Source organism: Streptococcus sp. HMSC068F04 (assembly GCF_001837455.1).
Taxonomy (GTDB): Bacteria; Bacillota; Bacilli; order Lactobacillales; family Streptococcaceae; genus Streptococcus; species Streptococcus salivarius_D.
Map to the genome: position 1 here is coordinate 1 of NZ_KV832497.1, position 21,030 is coordinate 21,030.

Genomic DNA, 21,030 nt, shown 5'->3' on the forward strand with positions numbered 1-21,030 from the left:
ACGGACTTAAAGTCACAAAATAAACAAAAAGAGCTTAGGCTCTTTTTTCTTGACTTTATCGGCACCAATCCTTGCTACTACTGGTCTTTTGCGTTACAATGAAATTAAATCATTTTAAAACTTATACAGAAAAAATCCAAAGGAATAACTATGTCAATTACCAAAGAATTTGATACGATTACTGCAATTTCAACGCCTTTAGGTGAAGGTGCTATCGGTATTGTTCGCTTATCTGGAACCGATGCTGTTGCTATTGCTAATAAGGTTTTCAAAGGAAAAAATTTAGAAACGGTCGCTTCACATACTATCAATTACGGTCATATCGTGGAAAATGATGAAACCATTGATGAAGTCATGGTCAGTGTTATGTGTGCACCAAAGACCTTTACACGTGAGGATGTCGTAGAAATCAACACCCATGGTGGTGTCGCTGTAACCAATGAAATCCTTCAACTCCTTATCCGTTCTGGTGCTCGTATGGCCGAACCTGGAGAATTTTCCAAACGTGCCTTCTTGAATGGTCGTGTGGACTTGACCCAGGCCGAAGCTGTCATGGATTTGATTCGTGCTAAGACTGATAAGGCTATGGCCGTTGCCGTTTCTCAACTTGATGGTTCGCTCAAGGATCTCATTAACAACACTCGCCAAGAAATCCTTAACACTTTGGCTCAAGTCGAAGTTAATATTGATTACCCAGAGTATGATGATGTTGAGGAGGTTACTACAAATCTTGTCCGTGAAAAGACTCAAGAGTTCCAGGCACTTCTAGAAAATCTTCTGGCTACTGCCAAACGAGGAAAAATCCTACGAGAAGGTCTTTCAACGGCAATCATTGGTCGTCCAAATGTCGGAAAATCTAGTCTTCTTAACAATCTCCTACGTGAGGAGAAAGCTATCGTTACAGACATTGAGGGTACAACACGTGATGTCATTGAAGAATACGTTAATATCAAAGGCGTTCCCCTTAAGTTAATTGATACCGCTGGTATCCGTGACACAGACGATGTTGTTGAAAAGATTGGTGTAGAACGTTCTAAGAAAGCTCTTGAAGAGGCTGACCTGGTTCTTCTTGTCCTCAATAACTCTGAACCGTTAACTGAGCAAGACCGTACATTACTCGAAATTAGTAAAAATAGCAATCGAATCATTCTCCTAAATAAGACAGACCTTCCTCAAGCAATCCAAATGGAAGAGCTTCCTGAAGATGTCATTCCGATTTCAGTCCTCAACAATGAAAACATCGACAAAATTGAAGATCGTATTAATCAACTCTTCTTTGATAATGCTGGTCTAGTGGAGAAAGATGCTACTTATCTCTCAAATGCCCGTCACATTTCACTCATTGAAAAAGCCCTCGAAAGCCTTGAAGCAGTCAATCAAGGTCTTGAATTAGGCATGCCTGTTGACCTCCTACAGGTTGATATGACACGCACTTGGGAAATTCTGGGAGAAATTACTGGTGATGCTGCCCCAGATGAACTCATTACGCAACTCTTTAGCCAGTTCTGTCTAGGAAAATAAACATAACTAAATTTATGTAAAAAGATGCTCTGTCATCTTTTTATTTTTTGTATCATAAATACAGAAATAAAATTATGTAAAATATAACTAACTAATACCATCAGACGATTTACTCATGCTTTTTAAGAAAGAAAATGCTATCATGGTACTATCCTATGATTTTGAAAGGTTTGCCATGAGTCAAGCAGCTACTGATAAAGATTTTAAACATTTGATCGATTTTGACGATAATCTGCTTCCTTTTCGACTGACGGAAACCAAGGTTGAAAATGGACGCCCTGATATTCTTTTTCATTGGCATCCAGAGCTGGAGATTCAGTACGTTTATGAGGGGACGGCTCGTTATCACATTGATTATGACTATTTTGACAGTCAAGCTGGAGATATCTTTTTAATTCGTCCGAATGGCCTTCATTCGATTCACCCAGTAGATGATCAGCCTCATCATACGGACACCCTACATTTTCATTTGGATATGTTGGGGCAGTCGCTGGTGGATCCGCTTAGTCTACGCTACCTACAGCCTTTACAGAATTCTAATTTCAAGTTTAAACAATGTCTAAGACCATCAGATGATGGGTATATGGAAGTTAGAGCTCTCCTCTTTGAGATTTTTAAGATGATTCGTCAGAAAGATCGTCACTATGAACTTCTTCTCAAGTCAAAACTTGAAGAATTAATCTACCTCCTCTACTTCTATCGTTTGGTAGAGCGAAAAACTTCTGATGATCATTATCGTAAGAATGAAAAGATTCGGGAAATCATTGATTACATTAACCAACATTATGCCGAAAATCTCACTATTGAAAAGTTGTCAGAGCTTATGGGGTATAGTAAGACTCACTTTATGACGATTTTTAAGCAACATACAGGTACCTCTTGTACAGAATTTATCATTCAAGCAAGACTCAATGCTGCTTGCGAGGAGCTTCGTAATAGCGTTAAACCAGTTTTGGAAATTGCTACTAATGTTGGTTTTAATAACCTATCCAATTTCAACCGCCAATTTAAACACTATTACGATCAAACACCAAGCCAGTATCGAAAGACACATAGTAACAAGAAGAAAACAAAAAAGAGTTAGCCAAATGGTTAACTCTTTTTATATCTGCAAACGTCTTAGTTTTTCTCTTTGCCTTTGTGTTTACCACTAAGTCCAAAGAGAGTGAGCAACATACCAAGTCCGAGGAGACCTGCGTGTGAGCCCTTGTCACCTGTTGTAGGAAGGATTTCAGTTTGGGCAGAAGCTTCTGTCACTTTTTCTGTTTCTTTAAGCGCTTCGCTTCTTGTTGAAATGAAGAATACTTTGCCATTAGGAGTCGTCACTACTTTAGATACGACTGGTTTGCTAGTTTCTAAATCTTTAGCAATAGTTGATGGAGTAACAGGTTCCAAAGGATTAAGTGTAGGGTCTGCTGCATTTTCTTTTTTGTTCAAGGCAGCAAAATCAGCACTTGAAATTGAAATGGTACGTGAATTTGGATTGATAACGGCATACTTAGAAAGGTCTGCATGTGTCAAGTAATCCGCAAAGACGGTATCCATTGAAGGACCTTCTTCACGAGGGCCCCCCAACATTGTGAAGCCATCACCACCAGCAGCCAAGAAGTCGTTGGTTACAAGGTAGTAAGTTCCGTTTGTGTTGAGTGGTTTATAGACACCAGTTTCTGGATCCAAAATGTCAATTGACAAGATACGTTTTTCAGCTGGAAGAGTTGTGTCATAGTAAACACGAGCTCCAGAAACTTGAAGGAAACCGCCAGATGGTTCAAGGAGAGGTTGACCATTTTCATCCAGAACAGTTTTACCACTTTCGTCAACTTGGAGAATAGAACCAAGAGATTTGACAAACATATCATGAATATTTTGACCTGTTACTTGAATTTGAGCAACTGAGTTACCAAATGGAAGAACGGCAATGATATCACCTTTAGTGATTGGTTTGTCTTTAGCGATTGTTTCACGAAGACCACCACCATTTGTTACGGCAAGGTTAGACTTGTGTGTGAAAGCTGATTGTCCGTAATCTAAGAGAGCATCTGCGACCACATTACCAAGATTCGTTTCGCGAACACGAACGTCCATACGGTCACCGCTAAGTTTAACTGGGCTATTTTCAATAACGACTTTTGAAGAATCCGCCTTGTACTTAGCTTGGATATCATCAATCATAGCTTTAACTGTTGGGTTAACTTGATAATTTTTCTTAGCTTCGTCGTGTGAAATCACGCCATGTGACAAGACACGGTCAGAATTATAAACGACACGACCAACATTGTTAAGGTAGCTACCAGTTTGGTTGTAAGTAACGTTATCGCCGTATGTCGCTGTGTGAAGAGTGTGTGAGTGACCATCAAGGACAAGAACACGTTTTCCTTTCAAAGGTGCATAGTTTGAAAGAGCTTCTGCCAAAGTTGATCCACGCCATTCAACTGGAGTTGTTGTATCAATCCCCAAGTGACTAAGGACAACATAAGTCTTATATTCCTTACCTTCGGCACGGGCATTTGATTCCACTTGGTCAACAACAGCCTTAACCTCAGTAATAGGATCAGTGAAAGAGACACCAGGAATGTTACGAGGGTGTGTCTTAGTAGCTGTCTCGGGAGTTGTAACACCAATAACAACGACTTCATCTCCATCAAGACCAGGTGTTTTGTCAACGATTGTAGATGGTTGGAAAAGACGGACGCCATCTACATATACGTTAGATGTGATGATTGGGAAATTGATTTGTTTGCTCAAACGACGCAATTGGTCAAGACCAAAGTCAAACTCATGGTTCCCCACTGTCATGGCATCAAAACCAACAGCATTCATGACGCTTGCCATGTCTTCACCCTTAGAACTGTTTGAGATTGGGAGACCTTGGAATGAGTCACCAGAGTCAAAGACAAGGGTTGTTCCTTTTGAACGAGAATCATTGACGATACCAGACAAAAGGGCATCACCAATAACTCCGTTACGATCATCTTCAACCATACGACCGTGAACATCGTTGGTGTGAAGGACAGTTACAGTGTCGTTGCTGGCACTTGTGCTAGCATTTGTCACGACTTCTGTTGTAGGAGTTGCGGCTGCAGTTGCTGTTTCACTTGCTGTAGCAGCAGGTGTTTCGCTTGTTTCAGCTGTTGAAGCAGTAACAACTGATGTTGAACTAGCTACTGGTGCTGCAGACTCGCTAGATGCAATTGTTGCTACAGTAGATGTCGCATTGGTAGTTGCCTCTGTAGCTACTACTTCAGTGCTTGGTGCTGTTACAGCTGCATGAGTTTCTACCTCGTCAGCTTGGACAGCATTGGCCAAGATGGCAGTTGAGACAAGTAGGGTTGACAGGGTCGTTGCAACGACTGTTTTCTTCTTCATTCCAAAATACCTTTCTGATTTTTAAATCGTTTTTATTATACCACATTTATAAGATTAGAATTAAATAAATTTCAATATTTTATTAGATATTCAAACAATTTTTTCAAAAAATCAATAGGTGGCTAAGCGTTTTTCAAGATAGCCTTGAAGCAGTTCTAAAGTAAAGCTCAAAGTCCAGTAAATAAGGGCGATTAGGATATACATAGACATGTAGTCATACTCACGCCCACCGATAATCTTAGCATTTTGGAAAATGTCAGGCACTGTAATCATAGCCGCCAATGAGGAACTCTTTACCATGTCGATAATGACATTACCAAGTGGTGCTACTGCTATACGCATGGCCTGGGGCAAGATAATACGATGGATAATAGACTTCTGAGGGAGTCCAAGAGATCGAGCCGCCTCCCACTGCCCCTTATCTACTGCAGCTATGGATGAACGAAAAATCTCTGCCATATAAGCGGCACTGACACAGGAGAAGCCAATAAAGGCACAAAGAAGGGCAGGTAGCTGAACGCCAACATAGGGCAAGCCAAAGTAAAGAATGAAGAGGACGACCAACATAGGTACGCCTCGCATGATGGAAATATAGATGCGAGCTGGATACTTCAACCAAGGTTTTTGCGACATCCGCATAAAGGCAAGAATGATGGCAAATACATTACCAACCATAAAGCTTAAAAGGGAAATCCCCAAAGTATAGGGCAAACCTGAAAGGACATAGGGAATGCTTTTTAGAATCAGTGAAAAATCAATAATCATAAGTCTATCTTTCTAAACATTTCTTTAGCAAATAAGCGATCCAATCGGATCGCTCATATTATTCAACATCAGAGATGTCAATCTCAGTGTAGTCAACTTTTGTTTTCTTTGTAACGTCTTGACCAGCAAAGAACTTCTCTGAAATCTTGGTAAGGGTACCATCTTTCTTCATGTCTTTGATAGCTTTATTAACTTTTTCTTGAAGGGTTTTATTCTTCAATGAGAAAGTAAAGCTTGTTGAGTAAGGGTTACTGTAGATGCCGTCGTTGATCTTAACAGGGTACTTATCTTTGATAGCAGCTACTGCCATCTTTTGCAAGTAGTAATCGTTGACGATAACGTCTGTACGACCATTTACCAAGTCTTGCATATAAACGTCATTGGTAACATTATCATATACGACGAGTTCAGCACCCATTTTTTTGGCAATCTTCATGTACTTGGTACTTGCAGCACCAGCTGCTTTCTTGCCTTTGAGGTCATTCCATGAAGAAATTCCTGAGTTATTTGATTCACGAACTACCATAGAAGTGAATGAATACTTGTATGGTTCAGAACGCAAGAATTTTTTAACGTTCTTGTTGTCATCTTCGAGTGAGTAGTTAGCAATATCTACTTGACCACTATTTACAGCAGTAAGCATGCCATCCACGCCCATCTCCGTGAAGTCAATTTTCAACTTAAGACGTTTTCCAACTTCTTTGAGAATCTCAACGTCATAACCAGTCAAATTGTTCTTATCATCGTGGTAGGTTTGTGGGTAAAGTGTTCCAGCAGTCGCAACCTTGATGCTCCCACGTTTCTCAATCTTTTCCCAGTTCTTTTCACCTGTACTCTGTGACGAGCAGGCAACCAAAAAGACCGCAGCCAAAATTAGGCTAAATACGGCGAAAAATCTCTTTTTCATCTATGTGTGTCTCCTTAAATAATGAAGTTAAGTTAAAAACTTATAATCTTAGCCTACACTATTTGAAAGGGCTTCACAAAATATTGAACTGAAAATGAGAATGTCTAGCTAAAAACCGAACGTTCTTCCATTTGTTGGGCCAAGTGTAACAAGAGGTCCTCCCTTCCCTTGGCAGCTGTTAATTGAACACCGAGTGAAAGACCCTGCTCGTCCCGATAGACAGGTAAAGAAATCGATGGTTGTCCCGTTAAATTAGCTTGTTGTGTGAAAGGTGTCCAGTCTAAGCTGTCCGCAAACATTTCCCAAATAAGTTTCTGTTGCTTTGGCCAGTCAAAATCAGCCATATGTTTAAGTTGATTTTGTAAGCTTTCAGAGAGGGCAAACTGTCCATGCTTAGGTGCCACATCCGCAACTGTTGGTGTCAGAAGAATATCGTAAGACTCATGAAAATTCGCCATCTGAAGGCTATACTGATCCCACTGGGCAAGGATTTTAGAGTAAATTTTAGCAGGAATCTTTTGCCCAGATTGAAAAATAGCCCAAGTCATCAATTCCATATCTTCAAAGGTCATCTTCCGTCCTAAACCAGCCTCTATGGAATCAAACATGGCTGCTGTCTCCACACTATTCATGATGTAGTAAGACTGCATGGCTTCAATCCCATTCAAGGGCTGATCGGTAAGTTCATGCACATAATGTCCTAGACTTTCCAATGTTCTAGCAGCTTTTTTTGTCGCTGCAATAGCAGATTTTGACACCTTACCACCAATAGGAGAAACAGTCGAAAAAGCAATCTTCAAAGGTCTAACTGCTTCTTCTAAAGACACTTTGCTAAGCTTCGGTAAGATAAAAGGACTTTCCATCTGACACGTCTGCATGTGATAGAGCAAGCGTTTAGTATCGCGCACAGTCTTAGTCAAAGCAAACTGAACAGAGGCTCCCTGCCAGCCACGGAAAGAACTAGGACCGACAGGGATCCGTCCTCTTGTAGGCTTAAGACCAATTAGGCCGTTAAAGGAGGCTGGAATACGGATAGAGCCTCCACCGTCACTAGCTGGTGCCAAGGGAGAAATGCCAGAACTCACAAGAGCTGCCGCACCACCACTTGAGCCACCAGCATTACGTGTCACATCGTCAGGCAAATTAACAGGACCATGAATCTGAGCATCACTGATATTTTTGAAGCCAAACTCAGGAGTACTAGAACGCCCTAAAATAATAAAGCCCAATTCCTCAAGTTTCTTAACATAATTATCTGTTTCCATTGCATGATAACTTGTAAATAGACGAGAACCCGCTGTTGACGGCTCACCAGCTTGCTCTTGACCTAAATCCTTTAGAAAAATCGGAACTCCAGTAAATGGTTTATCTGAAAAGTCTCTAGTTTCTGCTTCTTTCAATGCTTTCTCGTAGCGTTGACTGACGATAGCATTGATTTTAGGATTCGTCCTCTCTGCTTCATGAATGGTAGCCTCCACTAGTTCTCGGGGACTGACCATCTTATTTTGCACAGCTTCAGCCATTGCCGTTGCATCTGACCACTCATTAATTGTCATCTTATACTCTCCCTGCTTATCTTTTCCTAAATTATACTAAAAAAAGCGAAACGCCTAAAACGTTCCGCCTTAAATCTTGATAATTAGTCTTGCCAAGTTTCTTGATTTTCTTTGAATTTCTTCAAAAGTTGAAGTCCGTCTGCTGTGATGTAGCCTTGAACTTTAGCGACTTTGATCAACTCAGTGTAGTTTGAAAGAGTAACCAATTTCACACCAGCATCCGCAAAGTTTTTCTCAGCTTTTGGCAATTCGTAAGTAAAGATAGCCACAACACCGATAACATCAGCCCCTTCACGCTCTGCAGCTGCTACAGCATCAAGTACTGAACCACCAGTTGAAATCAAGTCTTCAACAACAACCATTTTTTCGCCTTTAACCACACGACCTTCGATTTGGTTACCAGCACCGTGATCTTTTGGTTTGCTACGGATGTAGGCAAATGGAAGGTTCATCTTGTCAGCGATGATCGCACCGTGAGGAATACCAGCAGTTGCAGTACCTGCAATCACTTCTACTTCTGGGAATTCTTCCTTAATCTTTTCCACGAAACCATTTTCAATAAGTGTACGAGTTTCTGGATAAGACAAAGTAATACGGTTGTCTGTGTAGATTGGTGATTTAATTCCTGATGCCCATGTAAAAGGTTCTTCAGGTTTAAGGTAAACAGCCTTGATATCAAGCAAGTCAGATGCGATTTGTGATGCTAATGTCATAATTATTATCCTCCGTAAAGCGTTTTCTATTCTTTATTATAACCTAATTCCATCTATTTTCCTATGAAATAAGGTCTTTTTGAAAATTTATTGACCGTTCCATTGGGCCTTGATGTCGTGATAAGCTGCTACTGGATCATCAGCTTGTGTAATTGGACGACCAACAACAATGTAATCTGAACCAATTTGACGGGCATCGGCAGGTGTCATGACACGTTTTTGGTCACCAACTGCTGCTCCTGCTGGACGGATACCAGGTGTCAAACAAACGAAATCTTCATTTGTTGCTTCTTTGATTTTCGCTACTTCGTGCGCTGAGCAGACAACACCATCAAGACCTGCTTCAGCAGTCTTCTTAGCATAATGAACCACTGATTCTTGAAGTGTGGTTTGGATATTTTGAAAATCACGCATCTGCTCTTCAGAGGTAGAGGTCAACTGTGTTACAGCAATCAAGATTGGACCATCTCCCAAGCCTTCACGCGCAGCCTTCATCATTTCCACACCACCAGCCGCATGCACATTAGTCATATCAACGCCAAGGTTAGACAAGACACGCATAGCTGATTTCACAGTATTTGGAATATCGTGAAGCTTAAGGTCAAGGAAAACACTATGGCCAAGCTCTTTAACGTAGCGCACAATCTCAGGCCCAGCTGCATAGTAAAGTTCCATACCAATCTTCACATAGAGCTTTTCACCAGCGGGAAACTTAGCAAGGAAAGCCTTCACATCCTCAAAGGTCGGGAAATCAAGGGCAATAACAGGACGATTTTCTCTCATTTCTTATATCCTTTCACACAAAAAACCTCCGCCAGTCAGCGAAGGTTGCACGAAAATAGGGCAGTCCCTACCCTTTAGTGATGCCGTAGCATCTCAGTACACCTTTCTCGCCTCTCTGGACTCGATTAAAGGTTCAGTTCAATTTGTTCTATTATAGCGCTTTTATAAGGGAATGTCAAAGGGAGATGAAAGTAATTATACCTTTGTTGAACTCCTTAACAATGCTATTTTTATTCTATTTCCCCAACAAGTCTGTTCGAACTTCCTCACGTAAGTCTTCAAGTGTTGTGATGCCGTACTTGTCCATGACTTCAGGGAGTCGGTCGATGATTTTAGGGCAGGCATATGGATCTGCGAAGTTGGCTGTTCCGACACCGATGGCTGAGGCACCAGCGATAAACATTTCGATAGCCGCTTCGGCACTGTCGACACCACCCATACCGATGATTGGGAGGTCTGATGCTAGAGCAACTTGGCGGATAAGTTTAAGGGCTACTGGAAAGACAGCTGGCCCTGACATACCACCTTGACCATTGGCAATGATAGGTTTACGAGTAGCCAAGTCATAGCGTGTTCCGACCAAGGTGTTGATCATGGTGAAACCTGTCGCTCCGGCATCTTCGACTGCTTTGGCGACACTTGTGATATCAGCCACACTCGGTGTCAGTTTGACATAGACGGGCACATCAGAGTGAGAGACACTGGCTTTTACGGCCGCATAGGCAAGCTCTGGAACTTGTCCGATGAGGAGACCGTTATTCCCATGGTCCACGTTTGGACAGGAGATATTGAGCTCGATAGCCTTGACGTTACTGGCTTGGGAAATCTTGTGAGAGACTTCGGCATATTCTTCGTTTGAAAACCCAGCCACATTGGCAATGATTGGAAGCTCAGGATAATGTTCCTTCAACCAAGGGAGTTTTTCAGACAAGACAGCATCAACACCTGGGTTTTGCAAGCCAATGGCATTAAGCATGCCTGATGGAGTTTCTGCCACGCGGGGTGTTGGATTACCAAAACGAGGATTGGCGGTCGTAGCCTTAATCATAATTGAACCTAGTTTATCCAAATCATAATACTTGGCATACTCTTGACCAAAACCAAAGCAACCTGAGGCTGGGATAATAGGATTTTTCAAGTCGAGCCCTGGAAGGCTAATAGCTAAACGATTTTCTGATTTAATCTTTGACATGGTAACCTCCTAGACGATGACTTTTCCGGTAGGGAAGACTGGTCCTTCTTCGCAAACACGAAGATTTTTGGCGTCCGACTCTCCTTTAACGTGAACCACACAGGCATAACAAGCTCCCATACCACAAGCCATACGAGCTTCCATAGAAACATAGGCATGAGGATGGTTTTCAAACTTGCTATCGACATATTTAAGCATGCCTGGAGCTCCGCAACTATACACGGCATCTGGAGTCCAGTCGAAACCATCAATAACTGTCGAAACGTAACCTTTGATACCGTATGAACCGTCATCAGTTGTCACATAAACATCACCACAAGCTTTGAGCTTATCCTCCAAGATGACAGCATCCTTATTGGCAAAACCAATGACTGATACAACTTCAACACCCTTAGCCTTCAACTGCTTAGCCGTCTCAACCAAAGGCGGTACACCAATACCACCACCAACAAGGAGAGCTTTCTGCCCAGCCTCAATAACGGAAATATCAAAACCATTTCCCTGAGGCCCCATGGTATCAATGGTTTGCCCAGCTACCATCTTAGAAAGGATGGCAGTTCCCTCGCGTTCCACTCGATAGACAATGGTTGCCTCTTTCTTGTCATAGTCAATCTCTGAAATGGAAATAGGACGACGAAGGAGCTTGCTTGGGTCTGGCACCTTGAGGTGGACGAACTGACCAACCTTCATATCTGCAACCATCTCTCCCTTAAGCACCATTTCGAAAATACGAGGTGCAATCTCACGCTGACTCACAATGATTAAATCTTCAACTAAAATCATGACAACCCTTTCTAAACTGCAAAATGTCATCAAAAAAACCTCGCCACATGGCAAGGTCGCACAAAAAATCACAGGAGAACCCTGTTTTTTCACCTGTCCGACCTTTTAAGCCTCTCTGGACTCATTTAAAGGTTATTTTGTGATTATTATAACCGTTTTCAAGACAGATGTCAAAGGAGAAAAGAAAAAACCAAAGCTCATAAAATTAAGCTAAGGTCTCTCCAGCCTATAACTAGGCCCTCTGTTTGATACATTCTCTATCATCACATAGAGTAACATAAATTGTCAATATTCCTAACAAGGAGTGTTAGAGTTCTTGAACAAGAGTCTTAAATAAGATTATTGGAACAATCTGTCGTAAACCATAGTATGGGCCAACTGCTGACCATCGCCACCCAACAAATCAACCAAGGCGTATGCAAAGGCTAGGGCTGTTCCAGCACCACGGCTAGTGACAATATTGCCGTCAACAACTACCAAGTCAGTTTGATGCTCGCCAGAAGTAATTTGCTCTTCAACACCTGGGAAACATGTGAATTTACGCCCTTCGAGCAAGTCAGCACGTTCGAGAACAATTGGTGCCGCACAAATAGCAGCAACATATTTTCCAGCTTTTGCAGCCTCTTGAAGAGAGGCAATCAAAGTTTCGTTATCGCGTAGATTAGTTGAGCCAGGCATACCTCCAGGAAGGACCACCAAGTCATAATCCGCAAAATTGCCATCAAATACACCATCCATAGCGACTTGAATCCCGTGTGAGCCAGTTACTGACGCACTTTCAAGTCCTAGCATGCTACAGTCAAATCCTGCTCGGCGAAAGACATCCACTGGGCTCAAGGCTTCGATTTCTTCAAATCCGTCCGCAAATACTACTGCTACTTTTGTCATGATATACCTCCAATTGACTTATCACTTGATTCTATTACGCCTTAAATTATAGCAGTTTTAGAAGCAGGAAACAAACCATAAAAATGGCCCTTGAGCACGAAAAAAGACAGTACAAGGACTGTCTTTGACATCTTATCTAAACAAACTTGCTAGGATCCACAAGAGATAAATATGGGCTGGGTAGAAAATATAGAAGAAATTCTTGTTACCACTACCACGCTTACCGTTATAGAAATACATAGGAATCGCAGCAAAGACCATCATCCATTGCACACCCGTCGGATCAAAGAGATGGGCAATCACAGAAATAACAGCCAAGACAATGATTTGAGCAATGCGATTGGTACGGAAAATATAGAATAGCAACCCCAAAATAACCATCACAAAGCCACCCTCAACCATGATAATACTTGGCACAAGTGACAAGGTAAAGGCTACAATCTGCACAACGATTGGGTTTGCATGTGGCGTTTCAAATATGCCTGAAAGGATTACAACCGGAATAGATGAAAGAATCGGCAAGAGAAAGACACCAATCCCTTGAATCAACTCCTTGTTCGATTTATCGCGAAGCCCCTTAGCCAACAAATCCCAAGAGCAAATAAAAATCCCAGTGATAAAGAAGGTTGAAAAGGCATTGTTGGTTAAACCGATACTACCATTATGAAAAATACTACCAATGATGGCGTTGCCAATGATCATAAACCAACTCATGTAAAGCAGACGCCTGAGAAAAGCCATACGATCATGAGTGTAGTGAAAACTATCAGCAGCAAGAAAGAGGAAAATTGGGAAAGACAGACGTCCCAACATCGTCAACCATATAGGTGCCCCCATACTCCCGAACATCTGATAGATTTGGTCCAAAAACATAAGTGCAACAGCTAGGTATTTCAAATTAGTCGCATTGCATATCTTTTTAATATCGTTCATTTAATGCTCCTTTAATTTTCAGCATATTAAATGATACCACAAGTCAGATATAAATTCAAAGGTATTCATTATAATCTAAGACATAACTTTTAACTGTTTTAGCGTAACAATTTTTGTAATAAAGAATGGTCCATAATAATAACAAACTCAATTCCGACTACCCATCCAAAGCATTTTTACTCTCTTTGTGCTATAATAGTTAGGCAATATTTACGTTCATAACGTATGCAAATTATTTAAAAATAACTAACAAAGTTCATAAACTCTTCAAGTTTTTGAAATAACTTTTTTGCGAGCAGAGCGAGCAATTAACCGAGACTTTCCGCCGTGTTAAAAGCGCCTGAAACTAAAAGGTTTCAGGCGCTCGGAATTTTTGAGAGTAAAACAGTTCGGGGAACTGTTTTAGCCTGAGCCTAAAAATGAAAAAGCGAAGGGGCTCAAAAACAATTGAACACGGGCTGCGGATTGTGTCAAAAAGACAAGTTCTCCTAGAATCTAAAGATTCTGCGTCAAACTTTCTTTTTTGACTATATCCGCAGACGCCCTTTGTATCTTTATTAGTCATGGAACTTTGTAAAAGTTCGCTGACGTCCGCCAACACCTAAGGAAAGTTTCACAGAAAATTTTATTTTTTAAATAAAACAATTATTATCACTAACAAGAAAGGAAGTACATCATGTCTTTTGACGGCTTTTTTCTTCACCATATGACGGCTGAGTTGCGTGAGCAGGTTCTCTACGGACGTATTCAGAAGGTTAATCAGCCTTTTGAGCGTGAGTTGGTCTTGACCATTCGTAACAATCGTCAGAATTACAAGCTTCTGCTTTCAGCTCACCCTGTTTTTGGACGTATTCAAACGACCAAGGCTGACTTGCCAAATCCACAGAATCCAAACACCTATACCATGATTATGCGGAAATACCTTCAGGGATCGGTTATCGAGGATATCCAGCAACTGGAAAACGACCGTGTCCTTGAGATTTCCGTCTCTAATAAAAATGAAATCGGTGATAGCGTTAAGGTTACTCTTGTTATGGAAATCATGGGGAAACACTCCAACATTATCCTGATTGACAAGAACGAGAGCAAAATCATTGAGTCTATCAAGCATGTTGGTTTCTCACAAAATAGTTACCGTACTATTCTGCCTGGGTCTACCTATATTGCTCCTCCTAAGACGGACGCCAAGAATCCTTTCGACATTCCAGACGAAAAACTCTTTGAGATCCTACAGACTGATGATTTGTCAGCTAGAAACCTTCAAAAACTTTTCCAAGGTTTGGGGCGTGACACGGCCAATGAATTATCAGCCTTACTTGAGACTGATAAGCTCAAGAATTTCCGTGCCTTCTTCAATCGTGAAGTAGAGCCAAACTTAACGGCTAAGGCATTTTCAGCTGTAAGATTCTCTGATAGTCAGGACCAACCTGAGTTTGAAACCTTGTCAGCCCTTTTAGACTACTACTACTTGGACAAGGCGGCGCGTGACCGTGTGGCTCAACAGGCTAGTGATTTGATTCACCGCGTGCAAAATGAACTGGAAAAAAACAAGAAAAAGCTTGTTAAACAGGAAAAAGATCTTGCGGCGACCGAAAATGCTGAGGAGTTCCGTCAAAAAGGGGAACTTTTGACCACCTATCTTAGCATGGTACCAAATGACAAGGATGGTGTCGAGCTAGACAACTACTACACTGGTGAAAAGATTACGATTCCTCTAAATGTGGCTCTAACGCCTAACCAAAATGCTCAGCGTTACTTCAAGAAATACCAGAAACTCAAGGAAGCTGTTAAGCACTTGACTGGTTTGATTGAGGAAACCAAGCAGACTATTGATTATCTTGAGAGTGTGGAGTTCAGTCTTTCTCAAGCCAACATGGATGAAATCGAGGATATTCGTGAGGAGCTTGTTCAGGCTGGCTTTATGAAGCGTCGTTCAACTGACAAGCGCCACAAACGTAAGAAACCTGAACAGTATCTAGCTTCTGATGGTAAGACCATTATCATGGTTGGTCGTAACAACCTGCAAAATGAGGAGTTGACCTTCAAGATTGCTAAAAAGGGTGAGCTCTGGTTCCACGCCAAGGATATCCCAGGTAGTCACGTGGTTATCAAGGACAATCTAAACCCAACTGACGAAGTCAAAACAGATGCGGCTGAATTGGCAGCCTACTACTCTAAGGCCCGTCTGTCAAACTTGGTTCAAGTCGATATGATTGATGTTAAGAAGCTCAACAAGCCAACGGCCGGTAAGCCTGGATTTGTAACTTATACGGGACAAAAGACCTTACGTGTCACACCGACTGAAGAAAAAATTGATAGTATGCGGATGAAGTAATCTGCTTTATAAAATCAAACTCTCTTGTTTTAGAAACGAGAGAGTTTTTCTATGTCTTCATTTGATCAATTTCTTTCGTTGATGAATGGGATTTTCTTCTGGTTTTCATTACATTTTTCCGACGACTGTGCTAAACTATAAGGGTAATTACCTATATTAAAGGAGACTTTCAGGATGAAGGCTCTTATGTCATATACGAGTTCTGTTTTAGAATGGTTAGGGCGCTATGTGGGGCTCTTAGTCTTTGGACTATTATTTGTGACTGCTTTACTCATTCGCACGACCATGATGACGGGATACTTTGAGTGGGCAGAGATTAGTAGCGTTCCTTGGTATGTTTATGTTTCAGGTGGGGCCATTCTGCTTTTGACCCTTCTCTGGCCCAAGATCTTAAAGGAACTGACAACAAAGCAGATTTTCATCTTTTTTTCCGTTTGCTTTGTGAGTTTTGGCCTACTGTTGATTTTTCTGACCAGTTTTGCTGGTCGAGACGATGCAGGTACTGTCTTTAAAGGGGCGGTCCAGTTCAATGCTGGCGACTTCTCCTTAATAAAACCAGGAGCCTACTTCTACCGCTATCCGCATCAGTTGGGTTTGCTCAGTTTTGAACGCTTAGTTCTCTATCTAATTCCTTTACCAGTTATCTCTGTTTTCTATGTATTGAATCTTGGCATGGTCATTGGTATGAACTATGCTACATGGAAAATCACGGATGAACTGTTTACGAGGCCTTTAGTTAGTCGTACGGCTGTCATCATGAGCTTTGGTTTCTTACCTCTAGTCTTTAACATCATGTTTGCCTATGGACTTATGTATGGGTTGTTCTTTTCTAGTTTTGCTATTCTCTTCTTTCTACGTTACTTAAGACGTGGTAAGGTTGGGAATACGATTCTTTCGGTGGTCATGCTATCTTTGGCCTACTGGGTAAGGAGTAATAACATCATTCTCATTATTGCGCTATCTGGTATTCTAATACTCATGACTCTTAGAGAAAAACGGTATCGCTATTTGCTTTTAGTCTTAGCTTTCTTTGCCTTTCCTATGAGCTTGCATAAGGCGACGACCAGTTACTACGAGATTACCACTCAACAAAAAATTTCTGGCACCCCTCAGATTGCTTGGCTGGCTATGGGCTTACAGGACAAACCCGATTCTAAACGCATGCCAGGATGGTATACCGGCTATGTTCGTGACATTTACGCCAAGAAAAAGGGCAATATCGAAAAGATTGAAAAAAGTGCCAATCACCTTTTTGATAAGCGTGTTCAATATCTCCTAGCACATCCCGATGAAGCCAGTTGGTTCTTCAGTACCAAGTTTATCAGTTCTTGGATAGAGGGAAGCTTCCAGTCCATCTGGAATGGCCCAAGCAAAGGCAAGTTTCAGCCTCTGTGGAATAGGTTTGCGACTTCTATCTATCACGATGGGACCTTGCATCTCTTTTTCGTAACCTATATGCAAGGCTATCTCCTTGTCCTATATCTTGGTGGTGTGTTCTACTACGCTTTCACTTATAAACGAATGGGAGACGGGGCAACACTGGGACTCTATGCCTTCCTCTATCTCTTTGGGGGTATCCTCTTCCACCTCATTTCAGAGACTAAGAGCCAGTACACCCTACCTTATATTTACTTACAAATTCCAATGATCGCGGCGGGCTACAACCACATGACACAAATACTTAGCCGCTATCTAAAAAATAGGCGAAAGTCATCCTAGGATGGCTTTTTGTCATTGTTTCACAATTACAATCTTGCTATAATAAGTCTATGAAAAATTCGTCAGTTGATCTTTTACGAGGCCCCATTTTGCGGTCTCTTTTAATCTTTGCTCTACCAATTCTGATATCCAATATTTTCCAGCAACTCTATAATACTGCGGATGTCATGATTGTGGGACGCTTTTTAGGTCCAGATGCCTTGGCTGCTGTAGGGGCTTCTTCTGCTATTTTTGACTTGGTTATCGGCTTTGCCTTAGGTGTTGGAAATGGTATGGGAGTTGTTATCGCACGTTATTATGGTGCCCAAGACTTTAGGAAACTTCGTCAGTCTGTGGCTGCCACAGTTGTCATTGGTCTGGGCTTAAGTGCCTTGGTTATGATTCTAGGACATTTTGGGCTCTATCCTTTGCTAAAATTTTTAGGAACTCCTGCTTCTATCATCGAGCAATCCTACCAGTATATTTCTATGATTGTCTCCTGTGTTGGGGTAACTTTGGGTTATAATCTGTGTGCTGGTCTCCTCAGAGCAGTTGGTGATAGTCTGACAGCCCTCTATTTTCTGATTTTTTCAGCTCTGGTCAATATCATTTTAGACCTTTTCTTTATTACACAACTCCATCTTGGTGTTCAATCAGCAGGCTTGGCAACGATTATTTCTCAAGGACTTTCGGCAATTCTCTGTCTTTACTATATTAAGAAAAAAGTGACCTTCCTTCTACCAAGTAAGTCAGATTTTGTTCTTGATTCAAGTCTTTATTTGGATCTTTTTGGACAAGGAATGGCCATGGGACTCATGAATTCCATTGTTTCTATTGGGACTGTAACCTTACAGTATGCCATTAACGGCTTTGGCCCTCTCATCATTAGCGCTCAAGTGGCGGCAAGACGGATTATGTCCTTTGCTGTTCTCCCTTTGACTTCACTTGCTGCCGGGGTGACTACTTTCACCTCTCAGAACTTCGGTGCCAAACAGTTTAAGCGCATAGTAGAAGGGTTAAAACAATCTTGTCTTGTTTCTATAACTTGGTCTGTCATAGCTTGTGTCCTCCTCTATGCAGCAAGTCCTTTCTTGGCTGGTCTTATCTCTGGTTCAGATAATACTGTGATTATTGACAATGCCAGTCGCTACCTCCGTATCAGTTCTCTCTTTTATCCTATTTTAGGAATGCTCTTCATCTTTAGAAATAGCCTGCAAGGTCTAGGTAAGAAACTGACACCTTTAACCTCTAGTTTCATTGAACTTTTCGGAAAAATTCTCTTTGTTCTTTTGGTCATTCCTTCTATGGGCTATCTTGGCGTTATTCTATGCGAGCCCTTGATTTGGATCCCCATGACCATTCAGCTCTATTTTGCCTTGAGAAAACATATTAAACGTTTGTTTGTCACTTAAACTTATTTTGAACATAAAAAAACGACCGTCATGGTCGTTTTTAGTTTAATTTAATCCCCATTCATCAGAAATCTGTTTCATAATAGCTTCTTGGGAAACAATTCCAAAGCCCAGCATGTAGGTTGAGTAATCGGCATAGATAACCTTGTTATTTTGAACAGCCTTAAGGCTAGTCCAGACAGGGGTATTTTTAAGTTTGTTATCTAGGAGTTCTTGAGAATCCGCTTGAACAATCAGGAGGTCCGGATTAATGTCTTTTAGTTTATCTGGATCGATAACTTGGAACATATCATCTGGATTGAAGGTTTCCGCTCGATTGAAATGATAAGTATCATAGAGATAACCAAAATGCCCGTAAGCATAATAACGGATGTCATTGTCAGTCACGCGAAGATACAAGAGTTTCTGGTCGCCAAACTTGGCTTTGACATTCTCCGCGAAAACGGCCTCCCTAGCATCCAATCTATCGAGGTCCTTCTTCATCTCATCACGTTTATCAAAGATTTCTGCCACCTTGAGAGAGGTTTCATGATAGTCCCAATTTTCATCGGTGTTGATTTGGTAGCCAACAGTCGGTGCAATTTCAGACAGCTCCTCGTAGAGGTCTTCCTGCTCGCCTGTCATAAGGATTAAATCAGGTTTTAGCTCAGCAATCTTATCCAAATCTGGATTACCCTGCCAACCAACTGAAACCACTTTGGCATCCTTGTATTGTTTCTTAAAGAGGGTTGAAAATTCTTGACTATCAGCTTGACCAGTTGTCGCACCTACTGGAGTGATATCTAGAGGATCTAAGATTTCACCATAGAGGTTGTCGAGGATAACGATACGTTTTGGAGCTTTTTTCAACTCTGTCGTACCAAAATCATGGACAATCGTCTTCTCCTTAAAAGTCTGACTTGTTTTATTTGACTCTGCATTATGTCCAGACGTCATGTCTGGCAAGTAATACAGTAAAAGACCAGAAATGATGGCCAGAATAGCTAATAAATAAAGAAGATTTATTTTTTTCATGGCAACTCCTCGATAAGATCGGATTAAATCGTTACTTTAAAGTTATCTTAAAACTTCTTTAATGTCAATCTATGACTAAGATTTTTGGGAAGGAATTGAGTGTTTTTGATTCCTAAGATGTATTATATGTGGCAACAACGACTGAAACGGTCAATAAAACGACTGTTGTCGAGGTTGTTAAAGAGGCTGATGTGGTGAATCGCCAAGAAGTCAAGGGAACTACTGACATCGTCTTTATTGTCGATAAATCTGGTTCAATGGACAGCCATATCACTGACGTAGCTAATAACATTGAAAAATTTGTGCGTGATTTGGAATCTAAAAATGTGCAAGCACGTCTTGGTTTGGTTGACTATGAATCAAGCAAAAACACAACTTACCATGATTTCGGAGGTTCTAAATTCACCACGGATACGAACGCTTTTGTTGGTAAATTAAAAGCCATCCGTACTACTGGCTCAGACGAGGAAGCAACAACAGCATTATCACATATTGCAACTTCACCTGATTATACTTGGGGAACTGGTAAGAACAATCGTCGCTTCGCCTTCTTGGTCACTGACGAAGATATCGACCTTACTCCAAAAAAGCCAACTAAAGATGCTACACTAAAAGCCCTTCAAGATGCTGGGATTTCTTTGACCGTAGTTGGTAAGAAATATGATGAAAAAGACTTTGACCCATTGGTAAAAGGTACCAATGGTCTCTACCTCGATATCGATAAAGATTTCGCCGATCTTTTGAACAAGCAATTCTCAAACTACGTGATTGAAACTGTTCAAGAAGGACGTGTTTATCGTATTCAAACGGATACTTATGAAGTGATTGCTACGACTCACTTGGTTACTAAAGCAACTAACCAGCCTGAAACGGTGCAACCAGCAACACCAACTGTTCCACGTTGAGGGTACGGTCTACGAGGCACCAACGCCATTGCAACCAACACATAAAGAACTCCCAGAAACAGGTTCGAGCCAATCTGCTGCTCTAGTTTCACTTGGTCTTATCAGTGCGGCACTCGGCCTAGACATGGCAGTCAAACCAAAACGTAACTAATACCTCGTTTACGTTAAAAATTTAATTATTGCACCCCATGATTTACACCCCAAAAACTTAATTTTGGGGTGTTTTTGGATTTTTGTGACTTTAAGTCCGTTTCGCTCC

General features: G+C 41.3%; 18 protein-coding genes. 7 read left to right on the forward strand and 11 right to left on the reverse strand.

The window, feature by feature from the left end:
• Positions 1-150: 150 nt before the first annotated feature.
• Together mnmE and HMPREF2571_RS05840 are read left to right on the forward strand one after the other, a co-directional pair.
• Complete coding sequence (gene mnmE, locus HMPREF2571_RS05835; RefSeq protein ID WP_013990587.1) at positions 151-1,521, forward strand: tRNA uridine-5-carboxymethylaminomethyl(34) synthesis GTPase MnmE; 1,371 nt, start codon at positions 151-153, stop codon at positions 1,519-1,521.
• A 142-nt stretch (positions 1,522-1,663) separates the two neighbouring features.
• Positions 1,664-2,605, forward strand: a complete 942-nt coding sequence (locus tag HMPREF2571_RS05840; RefSeq protein WP_013990586.1) for an AraC family transcriptional regulator — start codon at positions 1,664-1,666, stop codon at positions 2,603-2,605.
• A gap of 35 nt (positions 2,606-2,640) precedes the next feature.
• Here the strand turns inward: HMPREF2571_RS05840 and nt5e are convergent, their stop codons facing one another.
• The 10 genes from nt5e to HMPREF2571_RS05890 all read right to left on the reverse strand — a co-directional run bounded on the left by nt5e (position 2,641) and on the right by HMPREF2571_RS05890 (position 13,407).
• Positions 2,641-4,887, reverse strand: a complete 2,247-nt coding sequence (gene nt5e, locus HMPREF2571_RS05845; RefSeq protein WP_013990585.1) for a cell surface ecto-5'-nucleotidase Nt5e — start codon at positions 4,885-4,887, stop codon at positions 2,641-2,643.
• A gap of 111 nt (positions 4,888-4,998) precedes the next feature.
• Positions 4,999-5,652, reverse strand: a complete 654-nt coding sequence (locus HMPREF2571_RS05850) for an amino acid ABC transporter permease (RefSeq protein WP_013990584.1) — start codon at positions 5,650-5,652, stop codon at positions 4,999-5,001.
• Positions 5,653-5,710: 58 nt separating this feature from the next.
• Entirely contained in the window at positions 5,711-6,559 is an 849-nt protein-coding gene (locus HMPREF2571_RS05855; protein WP_013990583.1) for a transporter substrate-binding domain-containing protein, read from the reverse strand.
• Between the two features lie 104 nt (positions 6,560-6,663).
• Entirely contained in the window at positions 6,664-8,115 is a 1,452-nt protein-coding gene (locus HMPREF2571_RS05860) for an amidase (protein ID WP_013990582.1), read from the reverse strand.
• An 83-nt stretch (positions 8,116-8,198) separates the two neighbouring features.
• Positions 8,199-8,828 (reverse strand): orotate phosphoribosyltransferase, encoded by a 630-nt coding sequence (gene pyrE, locus HMPREF2571_RS05865; RefSeq protein WP_004182503.1) that lies wholly within the window; start codon positions 8,826-8,828, stop codon positions 8,199-8,201.
• Between the two features lie 87 nt (positions 8,829-8,915).
• A complete protein-coding gene (gene pyrF / locus HMPREF2571_RS05870) occupies positions 8,916-9,611 on the reverse strand; it encodes an orotidine-5'-phosphate decarboxylase (protein WP_013990581.1) in 696 nt (231 codons plus the stop codon).
• 235 nt (positions 9,612-9,846) lie between these two features.
• Positions 9,847-10,803, reverse strand: a complete 957-nt coding sequence (locus tag HMPREF2571_RS05875; RefSeq protein WP_013990580.1) for a dihydroorotate dehydrogenase — start codon at positions 10,801-10,803, stop codon at positions 9,847-9,849.
• Positions 10,804-10,812: 9 nt separating this feature from the next.
• The gene (locus HMPREF2571_RS05880) at positions 10,813-11,586 is read right to left on the reverse strand and encodes a dihydroorotate dehydrogenase electron transfer subunit (RefSeq protein WP_013990579.1); all 774 of its coding nucleotides are present in this window, start codon (positions 11,584-11,586) and stop codon (positions 10,813-10,815) included.
• A gap of 339 nt (positions 11,587-11,925) precedes the next feature.
• Positions 11,926-12,474 carry a DJ-1 family glyoxalase III gene (locus tag HMPREF2571_RS05885; RefSeq protein WP_013990578.1) on the reverse strand — a complete coding sequence of 183 codons (549 nt, stop codon included), beginning with the start codon at positions 12,472-12,474 and terminating at the stop codon, positions 11,926-11,928.
• Positions 12,475-12,606: 132 nt separating this feature from the next.
• On the reverse strand, positions 12,607-13,407 hold the full coding sequence (locus HMPREF2571_RS05890; RefSeq protein WP_013990577.1) for a TraX family protein: 801 nt from the start codon (positions 13,405-13,407) through the stop codon (positions 12,607-12,609).
• 676 nt (positions 13,408-14,083) lie between these two features.
• Between HMPREF2571_RS05890 and HMPREF2571_RS05895 the strand changes: the two genes are divergently transcribed.
• The 3 genes from HMPREF2571_RS05895 to HMPREF2571_RS05905 all read left to right on the forward strand — a co-directional run bounded on the left by HMPREF2571_RS05895 (position 14,084) and on the right by HMPREF2571_RS05905 (position 18,852).
• Positions 14,084-15,742 (forward strand): Rqc2 family fibronectin-binding protein, encoded by a 1,659-nt coding sequence (locus tag HMPREF2571_RS05895; RefSeq protein ID WP_013990576.1) that lies wholly within the window; start codon positions 14,084-14,086, stop codon positions 15,740-15,742.
• A gap of 186 nt (positions 15,743-15,928) precedes the next feature.
• Positions 15,929-17,461, forward strand: coding sequence for a glycosyltransferase family 39 protein (locus tag HMPREF2571_RS05900; protein WP_231844800.1), 1,533 nt, complete (start codon positions 15,929-15,931; stop codon positions 17,459-17,461).
• 50 nt (positions 17,462-17,511) lie between these two features.
• On the forward strand, positions 17,512-18,852 hold the full coding sequence (locus tag HMPREF2571_RS05905) for an MATE family efflux transporter (RefSeq protein WP_013990574.1): 1,341 nt from the start codon (positions 17,512-17,514) through the stop codon (positions 18,850-18,852).
• A 45-nt stretch (positions 18,853-18,897) separates the two neighbouring features.
• Here the strand turns inward: HMPREF2571_RS05905 and HMPREF2571_RS05910 are convergent, their stop codons facing one another.
• Positions 18,898-19,866, reverse strand: coding sequence for an ABC transporter substrate-binding protein (locus tag HMPREF2571_RS05910; RefSeq protein ID WP_013990573.1), 969 nt, complete (start codon positions 19,864-19,866; stop codon positions 18,898-18,900).
• Positions 19,867-19,994: 128 nt separating this feature from the next.
• On the opposite strand from HMPREF2571_RS05910, the gene HMPREF2571_RS05915 reads away from it, so the two are divergent.
• On the forward strand, positions 19,995-20,771 hold the full coding sequence (locus HMPREF2571_RS05915) for a vWA domain-containing protein (protein WP_013990572.1): 777 nt from the start codon (positions 19,995-19,997) through the stop codon (positions 20,769-20,771).
• A 28-nt stretch (positions 20,772-20,799) separates the two neighbouring features.
• Positions 20,800-20,922, forward strand: coding sequence for an LPXTG cell wall anchor domain-containing protein (locus tag HMPREF2571_RS10670; protein WP_013990571.1), 123 nt, complete (start codon positions 20,800-20,802; stop codon positions 20,920-20,922).
• The last annotated feature ends 108 nt before the right edge of the window (positions 20,923-21,030 follow it).